Genomic DNA, 19,061 nt, shown 5'->3' on the forward strand with positions numbered 1-19,061 from the left:
TGCGGTTTCTTGCGGTTCGTTCCGTCTATGCAAATAGATGCGTCGGTTCGGATGCGGCTTGAGTAGCGGTTATGCGCAGTGCCTGATGGGAAGCGGGAAGCGAGCGGGGAAGCGAGCGGCGCAACGCGGAGCTGGAACCCGAAGTGCCGGTCAGCTGTTCGCGCGTTGCGAAGCGTTTCACGGGAATGGCAGGCGATAACGCAGTGCGTATTCGCGGATGTGGAACACGTCTGCGTCGATCGGGCAGGCAAGCATGTGTGGTGTGAGCGAGACCAACTCAACTATTTAGGAATACTGAGCCGCTGTCATCAAATTGACCTGAAACACGTATAACGCGCGAGACGCGAAGTGCCGCAAGCGGAACGACAACGCTGAGAATTTCAAGCAATCAAGGGGTGGCGCATGACGCCGGTAGTAGACGGGGAATCGAATAACCGGATCGGGCAGTGCCTGGCGGGTGCACTGCTGGTGGGCGGGATGACGCTTGCGCCGCTCGCGCAGGCACAAACGCAGGCGACGGCTCAAGCAGCGGCACAGACGCCGGCGCCAGGCAACACGCAAAGCAGCGCGCAGGCACAGGCATCTGCAACGAGCGGTGCAACGGCCGGCGCGGCGCCCGCACCGGGCAACGCGCCGCGGACCTTCGACGTCAACGAGTTTATCGTGCGAGGCAATACGAAACTGCCGTCCCTCGATATCGAAAAAGCGGTCTATCCGTTCGAGGGGCCGGGCAAGACGCTGACCGATGTCAATGCGGCACGCGACGCGTTGCAGAAGGTCTATCAGGACCGCGGCTACCAGTCGGTGGTGGTCGAATTGCCGGCGCAGCAGGTGAAGGGCGGCGTGGTGCTGCTGCAGGTGGTCGAGGCGAAGGTGGGGCGCTTGCGCGTCGAAGGGGAGCAGTACAACTCGCCGCAGGTGATTCGCGATGCGGTGCCGGCGCTGGCGGAAGGCAGCGTCCCCGATTTCAACGCGGCGCAACAGCAGTTGACCGACCTGAACAAGTCGCAGGACCGTCAGGTGATTCCGGTGCTGAAGGCCGGCGCGCTGCCGCAAACCGTCGACGTGGACCTGAAGGTCGACGATCACAACCCGGCGCACGGCAGTATCGAACTGAACAACGACCATAGTCCCGACACGTCGGAGCTGCGCACGGTCGCCTCGCTGAGCTACTCGAACCTGTGGCAGCTCGGCCACGTCATTTCCGGCAGTTTCCTGATAGCGCCGCAGCACCCGCAGGACGCGAAGGTCTACACGTTCTCGTACCTCGCGCCGCTGCAGGGCACGCACTGGAGCCTGCTCGCCACCGCGTATCACTCGGACAGCAACGTCGCGTCGCTCGGCGGCACGACCGTGCTCGGCAAGGGCACGTCGTTCGGCTTGCAGGCCATTTACGCGTTGCCGTCGACCGACACGTATTCGCAGACGACGAGCATCGAAATCGATCACAAGCATTTCGACGAAAACGACGTGCTGGGCGGCCAGTCGACGCAAGCGCCGATCACCTACGTGCCGGTCACGTTCGCGTACAACGGCCAGCTGAATCTGAAGAACTCGCAGACGGCATTCTCGGTTTCGCTGGAGACGAATCTGCGCGGCGCTAGCAGCAACGCCGACGACTTCGACAACAAGCGCTTCGACGCGACCGCGGACTTCCTGATCGCCAAGTTCGATATCAACCATACGCAGAACCTGCCGCACGACCTGCAGCTGAACGCGCACGTGAGCGGCCAGCTCGCGGACTCGCCGCTCGTGTCGAGCGAGCAGTTCGCGGCGGGCGGCATCAATACCGTGCGCGGCTACCTGTCGGCCGAAAACACCGCGGACAGCGGCGTGCTCGGTTCGCTCGAACTGCGCAGCCCGTCGGTCGCGAAGTATTTCAACGGATCGATCGTGAACGAGTGGCGCTTCCATGCGTTCGTCGATTCCGCGCATCTGTGGCTGTTGAGCCCGCTTCCGGAGCAGCAGTCGTCTTTCAACATGCTGTCGGTGGGTCTCGGCACGCGCGTGCAGTTGCTCAAGTACGCGAGCGCCGATGTGGAAATGGCGTTCCCGATGAAGTCCGCGACCTTCACGAAAGCGTATAGCCCGCACTTCGACTTTTATGTGCGCGCGAGTTTCTGACCGGTTTCTTTAAATGTGTTGGGCCGGCCGTGACCGGCCGGTTTTTCGGGGGATTTGACTGTGAAGCGAGCTTGGTTGGTTTTACTGACGGTGGCCTTCATGTGGCTGCCAGGGGTCGCGAATGCGTGGTGGCAGAACGACTGGTCGTTCCGCAAGTCGATCACGATCGACACGACGCCGAAGGGCGGCAACGTTGCAGAGTCGGCAGGACGGGTGCCGCTGCTGATCCGTCTGCATTCGGGCAACTTCCAGTTCGACGGCTTGCAGGACAGCGGCGCGGATATCCGCTTCGTCGGCGCCGACGACAAGACGCCGCTCAACTATCACATCGAGCAGTACGACCCGGTGCTCGGCGTCGCGCTCGTGTGGGTGGACGTGCCGCAGTTTCCGGCAGGCGCCGCGCAGAACATCTGGATGTACTACGGCAACAAGAAAGCGCCGGACGGCGCGAAGCCGGCCGAGACGTTCGACCCTGACTACACGCTCGTTTATCACTTCGACGGCGCGTCGGGCACGCCGCCGAAAGATTTGACCGCGTACGCGAACAACGCGCAGAACGCGCCGGCGCGCGTCGTCGAAGACGGCATCGTCGGCAAGGCCGCGCAGTTCGACGGCAAGACGCCGGTCAACCTCGCGGCGAGTCCGTCGCTCGCGATTCCGGCAGGCGGCAAGTTCACCTTCAGCGCGTGGGTGAAGCCTGCTGCGCTCGCGCCGCAGACGCTGCTGTTCGCGCGTCGCGACGGCGCCAACGGCCTGCTGATCGGCCTCGACAACGGCGTGCCGTTCGCAGAAGTGGACGGCGGCGCCGCACCGGCGCGCACGCCCGCATCGGCGCCGGTCGCCGCGGGTCAATGGACGCATATCGCGGTGACCGCGGACGGCACGAACCTCACGCTGTATGTCGGCGGCCACCAGGTCGCGCAGGTCGCGGCCACGCTGCCCGCGTTGAACGTGCCGGCCGCGGTCGGCGGCGATGTGGCCGGCGGCGCCGGCAGCGGCTACGCGGGCGAGATCGACGAACTGCGGCTGTCGAAGGTCGCGCGTTCCGCGACGCAGATCGGCATCGACGCGATGAGCCAGGGCTCCGAATCGAAGCTGGTCGGCTACGGCGCGGATGAAAAGCAGTCGGGCTTCGGCTTCGGCTACTTCGGCGTGATCGTGAAGTCGGTGACGGTCGACGCGTGGGTGGTCATCGTGATCCTGCTCGGCATGGCGTTCACGTCGTGGGTCGTGATGTGGAACAAGGCGCAGTACGTCGGCACGATCGACAAGGCGAACGCATTCTTCGTGAAGCGCTTTCGCGAAGTGGCGGGACGTCATCTGGTCGGTCTCGCGCATACCGACGAGCGTTCGGAAGACGGCCGGCGTCTGCGCCACTCGTCGCTGTACCGGCTGTACCGCGCGGGCGTCGCGGAAATTCACAGCCGGGTCGACGAAAACGGCCGCACGGTCATCACAAGCGAGTCGATCGAAGCGATCCGCGCGACGATGGACGCGACCCTCGTGCGCGAGAACCAGCGTCTGTCGAAATCGATGGTTCTGCTGACCATTGCGATTTCAGGCGGCCCGTTCCTCGGCCTGCTCGGCACGGTGGTCGGCGTGATGATCACGTTCGCCGCGATTGCCGCCGCCGGCGACGTCAACGTGAACGCGATCGCGCCGGGTATCGCGGCCGCGCTGCTCGCGACCGTCACGGGTCTGTTCGTCGCGATTCCCGCGCTGTTTGGCTACAACTACCTGCTGATCCGCAACAAGAACGTGACCGCGAACATGCAGGTGTTCGTCGACGAGTTCGTCACGCGTCTTGCGGAAGCGCATCGCAGCGCGGACCACACGATCGCCGCCGATTGATCAGGACACTGCGGACAGCACCGATGACGAACACACACGACGCGCGCCGCAGCACGCAACAACGGAGGGCGTAACGCCATGCAAGTTCAGGACGACGACAAGCCGTACGACGACATCAACATCACGCCGATGCTGGACCTCGCGTACGTGCTGCTGATCATCTTCATCATCATGACCACCGCATCGGTGCAGGGGATCAAGGTCGATCTGCCGAAGGCGAGCTCGTCGGCGAGTCTCGCGAAGCCGCAAACCAAGGCGATCACCGTGTCCGACTCGGGGCAGATCTTCCTCGACGCCTACCCGGTGACGATGGACGAGCTCGAGAACCGGCTGCGCACGATCAAGGCGACGACGCCGGACGCGCCGATCGTGCTGAAGGGCGATTCGGCGGTCGCGTATCAGAAGGTGATGGATGTGCTCGATCTGCTGCGCCGGCTCGATCTGACGCAAGTGGGTCTCGTGACGGGCAAGCAGAAATCATGACACGCGCGCACAGCATGAGCGGCCAGCGCCCCACGTGCGATCGCAGCGGTCGCACGCACAGCCGGAGGCTTCGCTCATGGAAATGACTTACGAGGGCGGCCACGGCGGCGATCCGGAAGACGAGCGCAAAGGTGTCAGGCGTTTCGTGAAGCCCGCGATCTACGTGGTGGTGGTGCTCGGCATCGGCTTCGCGGTGTGGCGTTTCGCGAACGATACGGCGGGCGTGAAACGCGCGGAAGCGCCGCGCGTGACGACGGTGATTCCGGTGCCGCCGCCCCCGCCGCCTCCGCCGCCGAAGGTGAAGCCGCCGCCCGAAAAACAGCCGGAGGTGCAGACCCCGGTGCCGAAGCCGACCGCGACGCCGAAGCCCGCGGACGCGCCCAAGCCGATGGACAACATGCCCAAGCAGATGTCGATGAACGCGCCCGCGCAAGCCGGCACGGACAACTTCGCGATTGCGGCCGGCGACGGTTCAGGCATGGCCGGCAGCGGAACCGGCAACGGTTTTGGCAATGCCACTTACACGCAATACCTCGTGTATGCGCTGCGACAGGCGGTTGAGCGCGACAAGGGTGTGCAGGAAGCAGGACAGGGCGCGCGCTTTTCGGTCGGCGTGAAGGTGTGGCTCGAGCCGTCGGGCCGCATCGTCAAGGTGACGATCGGCCGTTCCACCGGCGATCCGAAACTCGATGAGGCCGTGGTCAACGCGATGCAAGTGCTCGGCAAGCTCGACCAGACGCCGCCGCCGACGTGGCAGTACCCGGTGCGGATCGACATACAGGGGTACCAGCCGGGCTGATGCGAATCGCACCTATGCGTCGCGGACCAGGCGGGGGCCAGCAGAAAAATCAGCAGTTATGCGGAGAATCAGAATGATTCAGAAGATGGTGTTACGGGGTGGCGGGCAGCACGGCGGGGGGCAGTCGATGCGCCGCACGCGAATCAGTTTCGCGGTGCTGGCGGCACTGGGGATGGCGCTGACGACGGGCGTGCACGCGCAGTCGCTCGAGACGCAGGCCGCGATGGGTACGGCCGCGCCGACCGAAAGCACGGTGATCAACCTGATCAACCTGCTGGTGAAGCGCGGCGTGCTCACGCAGCAGAATGCCAACGACCTGGTTTCGCAGGCCCAGGCCGAAGCTGCGCAGGCGAAGGCCGCTGCCGCGCGACCGGCGGTGCCGGTCGTCGCGAACGCGCCGACGCAGCCGGGCGACGTCGCGGTGCCGTATGTGCCGCAGGTGGTGCGCGATCAGATTCGCGACCAGGTGAAGCAGGAAGTGGTCGCGCAGGCGAAGGCGGAAAACTGGGCACAGCCGAACACGTTCCCGGACTGGGTGTCGCGTATCAAGATCGACGGCGATATGCGCATACGTGATGAGTTCCACTTCTTCTCGCCGCGCAACGTGACGGGTCTGACCGACTTCGCGCAGATCAATCGCAACGGCGGCTTCGACTTCAATCCGAACACCAACAATGCGCTGCCGCCGACCCTCAACACGACCCAGGACCGTTCGAACCTGTTCAGCGTGCGCGCGCGTCTTGGCGTCACCGCGCAGATCACGGACAACCTGCAGACCGGCATCCAGCTCGCGTCGGGCAACGACGACGACCCTGTGTCGACCACGCAACTGCTCGGCGGCGGCTTCGACAAGAAGGACATCTGGCTGAACAAGGCCTACGTCAAGTATTCGCCGACCAGCTGGGTCTCGATCACCGCGGGCCGCTTCGACAATCCGTTCTTCTCGTCGGACCTGCTGTTCGACCCGGACCTCGAATTCGACGGCTTCGCGGCGAACTTCAGCCATGCGCTGCCGGCCGCGCCGGACATCACGCTGTTCGGCACGCTCGGCGCGTTCCCGGTTCAGTACAGCGACGACAACTTCCCGTCGAACAGCATCGACAAGGCCGGCAGCGATACGAAGTGGTTGTTCGCCGGCCAGTTCGGCGCGGAGTGGAAGATCAACGAGCAGAACCGCCTGAAGGGCGCGATTGCGTACTACGACTTCCAGAATTCGCGAGGCGAACTGTCTTCGCCATGCGCGCTGTTCCTCGGCGCGACGAGCTGCAGCACTGACAACGATGCGCCGGCCAATATGCAGAAGGGCAACACGGTGATCGCGCTGCGCAATATCGTGCAGGACCCGAACGCCACGCCGGGCGGCACACCGGACACGCAGCTGTTCGGCCTCGCCTACAACTACCGGTTGTTCGATGCGAAGCTCGAATGGGACACGAAGCTCATGGACCGTTACAAGCTCCGGCTTGACGGCGAGTTCGTGCGCAACCTCTCGTACGACGCGAACAAGGCGTTCCAGGCGACGTCGACGCCGGTCAACAACTTCAACAATGCGAACTCGTCGGGCACGACGGTCACGCAGGCGGACTATCGCAGCGGCGGTAACGGCTTCATGTTCAAGGCGACGCTCGGCGAGCCGGACACGTACGAGAAGGGTCAGTGGAACTTCTCGATCGCGTACAAATACCTGCAGCCGGATGCGGTGCTCGACGCGTTCACCGATTCCGACTTCCACCTGGGCGGCACCAATGCGAAGGGCTATGTGCTCGGCGCGCAGTATGCGGTCGCGCGCGACGCATGGCTGTCCGCACGCTACCTGAGTGCGCGTGAAGTGTATGGGCCGCCGCTGTCGATCGACGTGCTGCAGCTCGAGCTCAACGCGAGATTCTGAGGCTGACCATGCGAAAACGTCTATTGAGCGCGGCAGCCGGGTGTCTTGGCGCCGCGCTGGTGTGCACCTCGCTGCCGGCGCTTGCGCAAAGCAGCGGCCTCGAAGACAAGTTGCGCGCGCAACTGCGTTCGACCGTCGAACAGTTGCGGCAGCTGCAGGATACGCAGGCGCAACTGCAGGCGGACAAGACCGCGGCCGAGCAGCAGCGTGACAAGGCCGTGGACGATCTGAAGGCCGCGCAGGGCGAGCTCGATGCGGCAAAGGGCAAGTCGGGCGCGCAGGAGCAGGCCGAACGCGCGTTGTCCGCCGAGCGCTCGAGCCACGCGAAGGATACGCAGCAGCTGACGAAGGTGAAGGCCGCTTATGACGCGTTGCTTGCCGAGTCGCATACCCAGGAGGCGCAGCGCAAGCAGGCGCAAACCGAACTGAAGGCGCGCGACACGCAACTGCAGACCTGCGAAGCGAAGAACGCGCAGCTCTACAAGGTCGGGCACGACGTTCTCGATGCATACGAGCATATCGACCTCGGCACCTTCATGAAGACGCGTCAGCCGTTCGCGCAAAGCGCGCGTGTGAAGTACGACGAGATCGCGCAGCAGTACGGCGATCAGCTGTATGCGGGCAAATACGATCCGAACGCGGCGCCGGCGCCTGCCGCGGCGGCGTCCGCGGGTTCGGCGGCCGCGCCAGCCGCCGCCGCGTCGAAATAACACAGTCACGAACGCGTCGCACCATACGCGATTAAACATCTCGTTCGACGCGATAGAGCATCTGAAGCCGTCAAGGCACTCGAATCGAAACAACAGGAATCGATATGACGACCGCAGCAAAGGCAGCAACGAAGAAGAGCAGCGACGATATGTTCATTGAAGCGGTCAGCGTCGACCAGCTGGCGGACATATTCAAGTCGGCGGGTTATCGCGTGACGCCGGCCGAGCAGAACGGCGTCGTGCAGCTGATGAGCGCGAGCCAGGGCGTCGGTTTCGCGGTGCGCTTCGGCAACGCGACCGCCGAGGTCGGCAAGTTTCTCGACTTCACGCTGAGCTGCGCACTGCAAGTGCAGGGCGAGTTGCCCGCGGAAATCGTCGCGGGCTGGAATCGCACGAAGCGCTTTGCGCGCCTCTGGGAGCAAGCGCCGTTTCTCGTGCTCGAAATGGACGTGGTGGTGGCGGGCGGCGTGAGCGAGCGCAATCTGCGTTCGCTGATCGAGTTGTGGGACCGCCTGATTCGCGAATTCCTGCTGCATCTGCGCAACCGGCCGGCCATGGCCGCGGCGCAAGCAGAGGCCGCCCCGGGCGTCGCGGCGGCGGGTCTTGCAAGCACAGCTGGGGACATGCAGCAGGTTGAAACGAAATGAACAAGCCGGGCAAGCCCCGCGTAGCCGGTGCGCTCGGTGCGGCGCTGCTCGCGCTGACGCATGGCGTGTGGGCTGGCACCGGCGCGCAGCATGTGAGCGTCGATAAGGCGCCGCAAGCCTGGCTTGTCTATGCGCAGCGGGTTTCGGAAACGCTGCAGACGGCGCTGAGCGCCGACACCGAAACCGCGCGCCGCTTCAATGATTACTTCAGCAACTGGGTCGACACCGACGCGGGCGCGGTCGCACCTGCATCGGCGCCGTCCGACGGCGGTCCGCTGCCGTTCGACCCGCCGACGCTGAAAGTGCGTGTCTGGCTCGATCGCGCCGGGCATGTCGAGCAGGTCGAATTCGACGATATCGGCGACGACGCGGCGGAGGCCGACTTGCGCTCGCTGCTGCTTGCGCAAACCGTCGGTGCGCCGCCGCCGCGGCTGATGAAGCAGCCGGTCGTGGTGCGTCTGTCGCTCGGCGCGGAGTTGTGAAGCGGATCATGAATGTTTGATGCCGTCTGATGATGCCGTGTGCGCATCCGTGTTCGCGGGCAACAGCAGACTGATTTTTTCCAGCAGCGGGAGTGGGACAGTGAAGAAATTTGCAATGGTTATGAGCGGCGCCATGCTGGCGTTGTCATGCGCGGCGCATGCGCAGGGCGATGTGATCGCACGCGCCGGCGACACGTCGGTGACGCAAGCCGATATGACGGCGTTTCTGCAAGCGCTGAGCCCGGATGTCAGGACGCGCCTCGCGGCCGACCCGGCGAAGCTCGATCAGGTGGTGCGCGCCAAACTCGCCACTTCGGCCGTGCTGGCTGAAGCGCATGCGAAGGGCTGGGACAAGCAGGCGCAAGTCACCGCGCTGATCGACGAAGCGCGGCGCGATGTGATCCTGCGCAGCTATCTCGCATCGGTGTCGGCGCCGCCTGCCGACTACCCGTCCGACGCGGACATCCAGGCCGCGTACGACCACAATCAGACGCTGTTCATGCAGCCGCACGCGGTGCGTCTGTCGCAGATCTATATCGCCACGCCGGCGGGCGCGGATGCGGCGACGCTCGACAAGGCACGCAAACGCGCGACCGACCTCGCGCGTCAGGCGCGCGCGTCGGGTGCGGATTTCGCGGCGCTTGCCAAGGCCAATTCGCAGGAGACGCAAAGCGCGGCGAACGGCGGCGACATGGGCTTCGTGCCGGACGGACTGCTGATGCCGGAAATCCGCAAGACCGTCGAAGGGATGAAGACCGGCGAGGTGGCGGGGCCGGTGCAAACGACGGCGGGCTTTCATGTGATCAAGCTGACCGACACGCGCGCGCAAAGCGTGCGTCCGCTTGCCGACGTGAAAGAACAGTTGCGTGCGCAACTGCGTCAACAGCGTGAAGCGCAAAACGCCCAGGCCTATATGGCGAAGCTCGCGGGCCCGTCGGCCGCGCCGATCGACGAAAACGCGCTGAAAAAGGCGCTCGCCGCGGTCCACTGACGGACGCGCAAGGGGCGATGCCAGTGACCGGAATCTCGTCCGATACCGCGCGGCTGCCCGACGACGTGAATGCCGGCGGCTACGGTTTTCACGTCGTCGGCGCACGCTACGGCATCGGCGTCGGTGCGAGCCCGCAGTGTCCGGTCTGCTTCGGCGAACTCCTGCCCATTGCCGACGATGCGGGCCGGCTCTTCCGTCACCTCGTTGCGCAAGACGAGGCGCGTTGCCCGCTCTCGACGCCGTCGTATCAGCCTGACGCGCCGAGCGTGGCCCGCAAGCGCGATGCCGTGCTCGAGCGCGAACAGCGCGGCGCCTTTATCGAAAACTGGCAGCGGCATTTCCAGGTGATGCGGCGCGCCGTGCCGTCGCTGACGGTGCGGCGCTTCACCTATCTCATCGGTTACGCCGATGTGATGAACCTCTGGTCGTATCCGGCACTCGAACAACATGACCTGCCTTATGTGTTGCTGACGCTGGCGCAGTTCATGCGCGCGGGCGCCATGGGCGGCAGGCCGGTCTGGGTGCGTTTCTGCTTCGATGCGACGGTGCGCGATATCGGCGACCTGTGGACGCAGCGAGGGTCGCGGGCACGGCTCTTCAAGATGATGTACAACGCACCGCGCGAAACACCGTTTCCGACGTCGAGGCAATTGATCCACTACGAGACGGTGCGACGCGACCCCTCCTTCCTCGAGACTCCGCCGCCCTGGATGAAACGGGCCGATGTGAAGGAGTTCCAGCGCTTCGCGGCGGCCGGCCGCCCGCCGGCCGATGCGGGGCGCGCCGATACGGGGACATCATGAGAGGGTCTTGCGATGAAACAGCATAGACGTGTCCTTCGATGGGGGGTGGCGTCAGCGATGGCAGGTGCGGTATCGCTGTTCTGCGGCACAGCCTGGGCGCAAAGTGCGCACCCCGATGCCGGTTCGGGCGCCGCGCAGGCCGCCGCGTCCGGGAACGGCAAGCACGTGTGCGTGAATGCGGAAATGAACGGCGTGCAGGCGCTGTCGTACGACTGTCTGAGCCAGCAACTCGCGCCGAAGCCGAGCGCGGCGGCAAGCGAACTGAATCCTGCTGAAGCGCAGGCCAAGGCGCCGTCGAATCAGACCGGCACATTCAATTATTCGGCGGAAAGCATCCGCTTCGGTAATGCGTGGGGCAAATCGTTGACGCCGCAGCGGCCGGCGCCGACGCCGGCGCCCACGGTGCCGTTGAAGTGATGCCGCGAGCATGATGCTCGCAACGCGGCGCCGCGCGCGGTTTCAAAACATGCGAACGAACTTATGACAGCGGCAAAACAAGGGTTTGAACGGGGCAGCGCGCGGCATGCGATGCAAGGCCTGATGCAGGGTATGCGCGGTATGCGCGACAAGATGGCGCGGGTCCGGCGGGCGGCGCACGCGGCACGATCGCGCGCGCGCTCCGGCATGTTCGCGCGCGTTGCGTCGTTAGTCGCATCTTTAGTTGCGGCCGCATCGTTTTGCGCATGCGCGGCGCACGCCGCGGTATCCGACGACGCGCAGGCAGCCGGGTCCGCGCAGATCGTGCTGCCGAACTTCGCGTCGCTTGCGAAGCGCGACGGGCCGGCGGTGGTCAATATCAGCGTGACGCATGAAGTCACGCAGATGGGCGTGCAGCTGCCGCCCGGCATTGCGCCCGGCAATCCGCTTGCGCCGTTTCTCGCGCGCCGCGTGATCGGCAATCGCGAGGAAGTGAGTCTCGGCTCGGGCTTTATCGTCAGCGCGGACGGCTACATTCTGACCAATCGTCATGTGGTCGGCGATGCGAGCGTGGTCGACGTGAAGCTGACCGACAAACGCGAGTTCAAGGGCAAAGTCATCGGCACCGATGCGCTGTCCGATGTCGCGCTGATCAAGGTCGACGCGGACGATCTGCCGGTCGTCGTCACCGGCAATCCGCAGCGCCTCGAGGTCGGCGACTGGGTGATGGCCATCGGCTCGCCGTATGGCTTCGCGAATACCGTGACGTCGGGCATCGTCAGCGCGAAATCGCGTTCGCTGCCGGGCGAGGTTTATGTGCCGTTTATCCAGACCGACGTGCCGATCAATCCGGGCAACTCGGGTGGGCCGCTGTTCGATTTGCGCGGCCATGTCGTGGCAATCAACTCGATGATCTATTCGAAGACCGGCGGCTATCAGGGTCTGTCGTTCGCGATTCCGATCGACGTCGCACTCGACGTGAAAGATCAATTGCTGAAGACCGGTCACGTGAGCCGCGGCTGGCTCGGCGTCAACGTGCAGGAAGTGAGTCAGGCGCTGGCGCGCTCCTTCGGGCTCGCGAAACCCGACGGCGCGTTGATCAGCGTGGTCGATCCGAACGGTCCGGCCGCGCGCGCGGGCATGCAGGCCGGCGACGTCGTGCTGGCGATCGACGGTCACGACATCGGCGATTCCGTCGATCTGCTGACGACGGTCGCGAAGATCCGCCCGGGACAAAACGCGGATCTGCTGATGTGGCGCGCCGGGCACGCGTCGCATGTCAGCGTCGCGGTCGGCGAACTGGACAGCGCCGGCGGCGCGGCCGCGAACGCGACCGCCGTGCCGCCGGCGCGTCTCGGCATTGTCGTGCGGCCGTTATCGACCGGCGAGCAGCAGCGCCTCGGACTCGATCACGGACTGCTGATCCAGCAGGTGACGGGGCGCGCGACACGCATCGGCCTGAAGCCGGGCGACATCGTACTGTCGGTGAACGGCACGCCGGTCGCGTCGCTCGATCAACTCGCGGATGAACTGCGTCAGTTGCATGAAAACGCGGCGCTGCTGATCCAGCGCGGCGGCACGCGCGTCTATTTGCCGTTCGATCCGGCCTGAGCGCGCAGGCGCAGGCACAGACGCAGGCAGACGGGCGAGTTCAATTTGCATAACGAGGCTGGCGGGGCAGGGGAAACTGATGAACACCATCAAGCACAGCGGGTGCGCGCGCACATTCAAAGGCGCGATAAAACATCGGGTGATGTGCGCGCTCGGTGTAGGTGCGATCGCGTGGGGCATCGCGGCGCACGCGCAAACCGCGACCGTGCCGCAGGCGTGGATCGACTACGCGCAACGGGTCGGCGCGCAGTTCCAGCGATCGCTCGAAGGCTATGACGACACCGCCAACGAACTGCATGCGTTTCTGGAAGACCGCATGCAGCATCCGCAGCGCGATACGGTGCCGTCGACGGTCGACGTGCGCGCATGGATCGGCGCCGACGGTTCGGTGACGCGCGTGGCGTTCGATTCGCTCGGCGATGCGCAGGCCGATGAAGAACTGCGTGCCGTGCTGATGGCGCATTCGATCGGTGTGCTGCCGCCTGCCGACATGCGTCAGCCATTGCGTGTGCGGCTGGAGCTGGAGGCGAAGCCGGATCAGCAGCCGGACGGGAAACCGGACGCGGCGCCGCATGGTGCGGCGGGCGCTTCATGATGCAGCGAGGGACGGCCGATTGATCGGGAACTGACGGGGTGAACTGACGGCGGGATGACTCATTTCCACAACGTGCAGGCGGCAATCCGTCGCTGACGGGATCGAATCGCTGCGGCTTGTCGTCCATAATAGCGGCGCTCGACCCGACTCTCCCGGGAACACTTTGGAATAGAACATGGCCGATCCCGCCGCACCCACGACCTCCCGCTCATCCCGTTCCGGCTCGAAAGAGCCGCGCACTGCCACCGCCGTGTCGACCGACACCGAAAACAAGCTCGCGCGGGCCGCGCGATCGGCGCAGCGTCTGGCCGAACTCAGCGACGTCCCCGCCGACGACAGCACGCTCGACCTGTTCCCCGACGATCCCACGCGCGCCGCGTTGCAGGCGATGAACATCGACGTGCGGCAACGGACGTTGAGCGGTTTCGAGCTGCCGGACGAAGTGCTTGCAGTGGTCGAGGCGGTGGCGGAAGAGAGCAGTGCGCCCGCGGCGGCGGCGGACCCGAAGGCCGCGCGCCGCACATCGCGCGCGGCGCAAGCGGACGACGCGGTACGCGCGGCGCAAACAGAACGAACGGAACGAACGGAACAGGCGGAAACGACGCCTGCCGAAGCCGCGCGCAAGAGTAGCGCGCAGAAACCGGCGCGAAGCGTTTCAGACGTCGAGCCGAAGATTGCCGCGACGACGGCCGCCGAGCCCGATGTGCCGCAAGCGCAGACCAAGGCTGAAAGCCACGGCGCGGCGCAGGGCGTACCCGGGCCTGCTGCTTCGTCGGCGGTGACACCGCCCGTCGCGGCGGCCTCCACGCGGCGCAATACCGCTGCGGCGGGCAACGCGGCTCGCGACGATCGCGCGGCATCGCCCGACAGCACGGCTGAGACGACGCCACAGCGCGCCGATGCGTCCGACGAGGTCTCGTTCGCGGCGTCGCTGGCCCAGCCCACGTCGGCGTCGGAGCGAGCAGGCGCGGAAACATCGGCCGCGGCCGTCGCCCGCGCTGCCGAGCCGCAACGGCAACCCTACACGGCGCCGGCCGGCGCGCCGCTTGCGTCCGCGTTCGGCACGCCTGGCGGCGCGGCGGCGAAGCCGCAGGCCGCGCCGCGCGCGACACCCCAACTGGAACACGCCCGCGCCGCCGCCTTTGCCGACACCGTCGATGCGCTGTATGGCGTGATCGCCGACCAGCGTCGTGCGGCCGCCGGACATTCGCGCAGCATGCAGCGGATGTTGTCGATCGTCGTTGGCGCGCTACTGGTGGCGGTCGTGATCGGCGTTGTGCAGATGGTGCTGCTGGTGCGGCTGACGCGCGATACGACCGTTCAGCAGCAACGCATCGAACAAACGCTGATGAGCCAGCAGGCGACGCTCGCAACCCTGTTGCAGACGGAACCGTCAGCGCCGGCCGCCGCCCCTGCTGTGCCGACGGCGCCCGGCGCACCCGCGGCCAACGCGGGCGCGCCGGCGGCGGTCGCACCGCGGCAATCGACGGAAGCACGCTCGCCGGCAAAGACGCAGCATGCGCATAAGCACAAGCCGGCCGCGACTCAAACGCATTAACTGACTTCGCCGACCAAAGCCGGCGGCGCGCGGTCCGCCGGCCGGTTTATCCGATCCATTTCGTCTCAAAGCTACCTCATGGGCGCAGGCCAGATGGGCCGCCGTCTGCCGCGGTCTGCCGCTGCACCGTCCCCAAAAAGAAAACCGGACGGCTCGCCGAGCTCTGTTGTAATGATGCAACGCACCAGCCCCACAACCCCTGTCGCAGCGTCATTTACAAAAAATTTGTGCAGCGCACTAGACTCGGTCTAGGGAAAACCCTATACTCGCCTCTAAGGGAAAACCCTGCATCAATGACCAACCGGGAGTCGCCATGAACTTTCTTTTTGCTCTGTACCAAAAGGTCAGCGACCTCTTCGCGTCGCCGCACCTGCCGCTGGATTCGGACTACTCGTTTGAAGCGCGCCAACGCGAAGCGGAGCGTCTGCGCCGCGCGCAAGCCACGCTGTTCGGCGTCCGTCTTACCGACTAATTCGGGTTCGTCCCAACGCGCAGCAGCTTGCGCGGAGTCGAAGGCAGCACTGAGAGCCCGGTCACACCGGGCTCTTTGCTTTTGGGCTTTTGGGCCTTCGGAACGGCGTCTGTCTCCTTCCACAGCGCCGGCCCGAAACATCCGGTCGCATTCAATTACCTTTCTCATGCTTTCATTAACGAAAGGGATGTAACGCGAGCTGACAAATCCGGAAGCGATCCGTTAGTCCGCACACAGGATTAACCCTGCAAAAACAGGCCATCCGCATATAACGGGGACGCATTGGTGGTCGACCTGTGAAATGTGCGCTTACAAGTCTTCACGTTTATGAATCGGCGCGGCCGTTAAAGTGGTTCTCAAGCGCGGGGCCGAAAGCTGAGCCTTGCGAACATGAGGTAACCCTCGCTAGCACATCCTCAACGGGAGAATAAACATGAAAGCCTTGAACAAGACTTCGCGCACGCTGATCGCGACGCTGGTCGCGGGCGGCGCGCTGCTCAGCGCCACCGGCGCATTTGCACAAACCGTCGTGTACGGCGAGCCGCAGATGATTCCGGTCGGCGTGTCGATCAACCTCGGCTGGCAGCCTGACGGCAGTTACTGGGACGGTCACCGCCGTTGGGCGCATGACGACTATATGCACCACCATCCGCATGCGCACGATGATCCGCATCGTCACGACGATCATCGCCCGCATCACGATTAATGCGAGTGTGATCGGCGCGGCGCAGTTTTTCGCCGCGCAGTCAGTGGGTCCACCGGCCTGCCGCGATTCAAGCGGCAGGCCGGTTGCGTTTACGGTCGACATGCGGTCGATGCGCGATCGACACGCGGTCGATGCATGGGCCGATACCCAAACGATCGATACCCAACTCGCTCTGCGCTATGCTGGACACTTTCGTCAAAGTAACGCGCCCCGCCACGGCGGGACAAACAAACCGTATGAACGATGTCCACTTCTACGATCCGCTGGTCGGTCACGGCCTGCCGCACGATCCGTTCAAGGCGATCGTCGCGCCGCGTGTCATCGGCTGGATCTCGACGCGCGCCGCGAACGGCCGGCTCAATCTCGCGCCGTACAGTTTCTTCGGCGCATTCGCGACCTTTCCGCCGATCATCGGCTTCTGCAGCGAGGCGTATAAGGACAGCATTCGCAATATCGAAGAGACCGGCGAATTTGTCTGGAACCTGACGTCGAAAACGCTCGCCGAGCAGATGAATCTGACTTCCATGCCCGTCCCGCCCGAAGTCGACGAATTCGAACTGGCGGGGCTGACGCCGGCGGCCGGCCGCAACGTGTCGGTGCCCCACGTCGGCGAATCGCCGGCGGCGCTCGAGTGCAAGCTGTTGCAAGTGGTGCGGCTGCATTCGCTCGACGGCCAGCCGATGGACAACTACCTCGCGCTCGGGCAGGTGGTCGGCGTGCACATCCAGAACGCGTATCTGAAGGATGGCCGGTTCGACACGCTGGCGGCCGATCCGGTCATGCGGGCGGGCTATCGGGCCGACTACGCGCAAATCGGCTCGATGTTCGAAATGTTCCGGCCGAAGGCGTAAGCAAGCCTGCAACCGGTCGGCGGCGTGCGCCGCTCAGTCGCGCGCCGACGCGTTCACCTTGAAGACGCTCACCGCATCGCTCAGCCGGTCGGCCTGCTCGCGCAACTCGGCGGCCGCGCGTTCCGCTTCGACGACGAGCGTCGCGTTCTGTTGCGTCGCCTCGCCGATTTGCGTGACCGCGAGGTTGACCTGCTCGATGCCGCCCGACTGCTCGCGCGACGCCACGCTGATTTCGCCGATGATCGTCTGCACCTGGCTCACGCGTTCGACGATGCTGCGCATCGTGACGCTCGCTTCTTCCGCGATCCGGTAGCCGCTTTCGACTTGCGCGCTCGATGCGGCGATCAACGTGTCGATTTCCTTGGCCGCCGCGGCGCTGCGTTGCGCGAGCGCGCGCACTTCCGATGCGACCACCGCGAAGCCCTTGCCGTGCTCGCCGGCACGCGCCGCCTCGACGGCCGCATTCAGCGCGAGGATATTGGTCTGGAATGCGATCCCTTCGATCACCGATGTGATGTCCGCGATCTTCTTCGACGACTGGCTGATCTCGCCCATCGTCGATACGACCCGTTCGACCGCACGGCCGCCGTCGACGGCCGCGGCGGATGCATTCGCAACGAGCGTGTTCGCCTGCGCGGCATGCCCCGCATTCTGCTGCACGGTCGACGTCAGCTCTTCCATGCTGGCCGCGGTTTCTTCGAGGCTGCTCGCCTGCGTCGCGACACGCGCGGCGATGTTGCCGCTGCCGGCCGCGATCTTCGCGGTGCCGTGCGTCATATCGGCCGACGCGCTGCGCACCTGCGTGACGATTCGCGCAAGCCCTTCGCCGATGCCGTCGATCGCGTGCATCAGGCGGCCGATCTCGTCGCCGCGGCCGCGGCTTGCGTCGGCCACACGCACACTGAGGTCGCCGGCCGCGAACCGCTCGGACGCTTTTGCCGCTTCCTCGAGCGGACGGCTCACCAGCCGGCGCACCGCGATCATGAACAACGCGACGAAAACGGCCACCAGCACGAAGCCGATCAGCAGGAAGCGGTTGCGTGTCGCGGTCACTTCGGCCATCACCTCATCGCGTTTCGCGATACCGCCGAGCAGCCACTGCCACTCGGGGACGGTGACGAACGACACGTATTTGTCGGCCGCGCCCGTTTCGCCGAGCGTCGCGTCCGCGGACGTGTATGCGATACGGCCTTCCTTCTCGTCGAGCATGCGGCCATACGGCGCGTTGCTGTCGTCGGCTTTCTGGCCGGTTGCGGCCGGATGCACGATGAACTTGCCGCGCTCCGCGCCGCGCGACGCATCGATCACGAAGTAATAGCCGCTCTCGCCGATCTTCAGCTTGCGAATGCCGTCTTCGATCGAGCGGATCTGCGCATCCACATCGACGCCGACAAAGAGCGCGCCGATCACACGGCCGTTCGCATCGGAGATCGGTTTGTATTGCGTGATATAGCGCTTGCCGAACAGCGCGGCGAGACCGGTGTACGACTTGCCCGCGGATATCAGCCCATAAGCGGGCCCTTTGCGATCGAGCAGCGTGCCGATCGCGCGCGAGCCGTCCTGTTTCTTCAGCGAGGTGGTCACGCGCACGAAGTCGTCGCCGGTGCGCGCGAACACGGTCGCGATCGCGCCGCTGCGCGCGAGGAAGTCGTCGGGGATCGAGAAGTCGAGGTTCAGCACCTTGTCGCCGGCCTTGAAGACCGGCGTCGCAACCCCGCCGATATCGATTTTCTGCGTTTCGTCGAGCACGAAGTTCGGCGGCACGAAATGTTCGAACAGCGACATCGAGCGGCCGACTTCAGCGCTGAGCGCTTTGTCGAACAGCGCAATCGTATCGGCGATCGAGTGATCTTTTTCGGCGATGCGCGTGAGCACCTGTTCGTTGATCTGCTCGCCGGCCGAGCGAGTGACGGCCCACGTGAAGGCCGCGAAGATCAACGCCACCAGTGCACACGACAGCATGGCCAACCTGACGCCGACGCTGGCGCGGCGCAAAGTGAGCAATTCCATGACTGAGCTGGCGGTAAAGGGGGGGACGGGACAGCAAGTCGTTCCGTGTCGCGAGCGATGGGC

Annotated in this window: 18 protein-coding genes; 17 read left to right on the forward strand and 1 reads right to left on the reverse strand. The window is 65.1% G+C overall.

The window, feature by feature from the left end:
• Window positions 1-402 precede the first annotated feature (402 nt).
• The 17 genes from HV675_RS17765 (at window position 403) to HV675_RS17845 (ending at window position 16,988) form a co-directional block, all read left to right on the forward strand.
• Complete coding sequence (locus HV675_RS17765; protein ID WP_175112241.1) at window positions 403-2,124, forward strand: ShlB/FhaC/HecB family hemolysin secretion/activation protein; 1,722 nt, start codon at window positions 403-405, stop codon at window positions 2,122-2,124.
• 99 nt (window positions 2,125-2,223) lie between these two features.
• A complete protein-coding gene (locus tag HV675_RS17770; RefSeq protein ID WP_175112242.1) occupies window positions 2,224-3,975 on the forward strand; it encodes a DUF2341 domain-containing protein in 1,752 nt (583 codons plus the stop codon).
• 78 nt (window positions 3,976-4,053) lie between these two features.
• Window positions 4,054-4,458: an ExbD/TolR family protein gene (locus HV675_RS17775; RefSeq protein WP_175112243.1), complete on the forward strand. Its 405-nt coding sequence runs from the start codon at window positions 4,054-4,056 to the stop codon at window positions 4,456-4,458.
• Window positions 4,459-4,534: 76 nt separating this feature from the next.
• Complete coding sequence (locus tag HV675_RS17780) at window positions 4,535-5,257, forward strand: energy transducer TonB family protein (RefSeq protein ID WP_175112244.1); 723 nt, start codon at window positions 4,535-4,537, stop codon at window positions 5,255-5,257.
• Window positions 5,258-5,330: 73 nt separating this feature from the next.
• Window positions 5,331-7,145 carry a putative porin gene (locus HV675_RS17785; RefSeq protein ID WP_175112245.1) on the forward strand — a complete coding sequence of 605 codons (1,815 nt, stop codon included), beginning with the start codon at window positions 5,331-5,333 and terminating at the stop codon, window positions 7,143-7,145.
• Window positions 7,146-7,153: 8 nt separating this feature from the next.
• Window positions 7,154-7,855: a hypothetical protein gene (locus HV675_RS17790; RefSeq protein ID WP_246270355.1), complete on the forward strand. Its 702-nt coding sequence runs from the start codon at window positions 7,154-7,156 to the stop codon at window positions 7,853-7,855.
• A 104-nt stretch (window positions 7,856-7,959) separates the two neighbouring features.
• Window positions 7,960-8,502, forward strand: a complete 543-nt coding sequence (locus HV675_RS17795; RefSeq protein ID WP_175112246.1) for a YbjN domain-containing protein — start codon at window positions 7,960-7,962, stop codon at window positions 8,500-8,502.
• Window positions 8,499-8,984, forward strand: coding sequence for a hypothetical protein (locus HV675_RS17800; protein WP_175112247.1), 486 nt, complete (start codon window positions 8,499-8,501; stop codon window positions 8,982-8,984). Before HV675_RS17795 ends, HV675_RS17800 begins: the two co-directional genes overlap by 4 nt.
• A 100-nt stretch (window positions 8,985-9,084) precedes the next feature.
• On the forward strand, window positions 9,085-9,975 hold the full coding sequence (locus HV675_RS17805; protein WP_246270356.1) for a peptidylprolyl isomerase: 891 nt from the start codon (window positions 9,085-9,087) through the stop codon (window positions 9,973-9,975).
• Window positions 9,976-9,992: 17 nt separating this feature from the next.
• A complete protein-coding gene (locus HV675_RS17810) occupies window positions 9,993-10,778 on the forward strand; it encodes a hypothetical protein (RefSeq protein ID WP_175112248.1) in 786 nt (261 codons plus the stop codon).
• 57 nt (window positions 10,779-10,835) lie between these two features.
• Window positions 10,836-11,195 (forward strand): hypothetical protein, encoded by a 360-nt coding sequence (locus HV675_RS17815; protein ID WP_175112249.1) that lies wholly within the window; start codon window positions 10,836-10,838, stop codon window positions 11,193-11,195.
• Between the two features lie 207 nt (window positions 11,196-11,402).
• A complete protein-coding gene (locus HV675_RS17820; protein WP_246270359.1) occupies window positions 11,403-12,806 on the forward strand; it encodes a Do family serine endopeptidase in 1,404 nt (467 codons plus the stop codon).
• Between the two features lie 79 nt (window positions 12,807-12,885).
• Entirely contained in the window at window positions 12,886-13,401 is a 516-nt protein-coding gene (locus HV675_RS17825; protein WP_175112250.1) for a YbaB/EbfC family DNA-binding protein, read from the forward strand.
• 175 nt (window positions 13,402-13,576) lie between these two features.
• The gene (locus HV675_RS17830) at window positions 13,577-14,959 is read left to right on the forward strand and encodes a hypothetical protein (protein WP_175112251.1); all 1,383 of its coding nucleotides are present in this window, start codon (window positions 13,577-13,579) and stop codon (window positions 14,957-14,959) included.
• Window positions 14,960-15,272: 313 nt separating this feature from the next.
• On the forward strand, window positions 15,273-15,431 hold the full coding sequence (locus tag HV675_RS17835) for a hypothetical protein (RefSeq protein ID WP_175112252.1): 159 nt from the start codon (window positions 15,273-15,275) through the stop codon (window positions 15,429-15,431).
• A 433-nt stretch (window positions 15,432-15,864) separates the two neighbouring features.
• Window positions 15,865-16,137 (forward strand): hypothetical protein, encoded by a 273-nt coding sequence (locus tag HV675_RS17840; protein WP_175112253.1) that lies wholly within the window; start codon window positions 15,865-15,867, stop codon window positions 16,135-16,137.
• A gap of 236 nt (window positions 16,138-16,373) precedes the next feature.
• Window positions 16,374-16,988 carry a flavin reductase family protein gene (locus tag HV675_RS17845; RefSeq protein WP_175112254.1) on the forward strand — a complete coding sequence of 205 codons (615 nt, stop codon included), beginning with the start codon at window positions 16,374-16,376 and terminating at the stop codon, window positions 16,986-16,988.
• Between the two features lie 33 nt (window positions 16,989-17,021).
• Here the strand turns inward: HV675_RS17845 and HV675_RS17850 are convergent, their stop codons facing one another.
• Window positions 17,022-18,998: a methyl-accepting chemotaxis protein gene (locus tag HV675_RS17850; protein WP_175112255.1), complete on the reverse strand. Its 1,977-nt coding sequence runs from the start codon at window positions 18,996-18,998 to the stop codon at window positions 17,022-17,024.
• Window positions 18,999-19,061: the final 63 nt, after the last annotated feature.

The organism is Paraburkholderia solisilvae (assembly GCF_902859875.1).
Taxonomy (GTDB): domain Bacteria; phylum Pseudomonadota; class Gammaproteobacteria; order Burkholderiales; family Burkholderiaceae; genus Paraburkholderia; species Paraburkholderia solisilvae.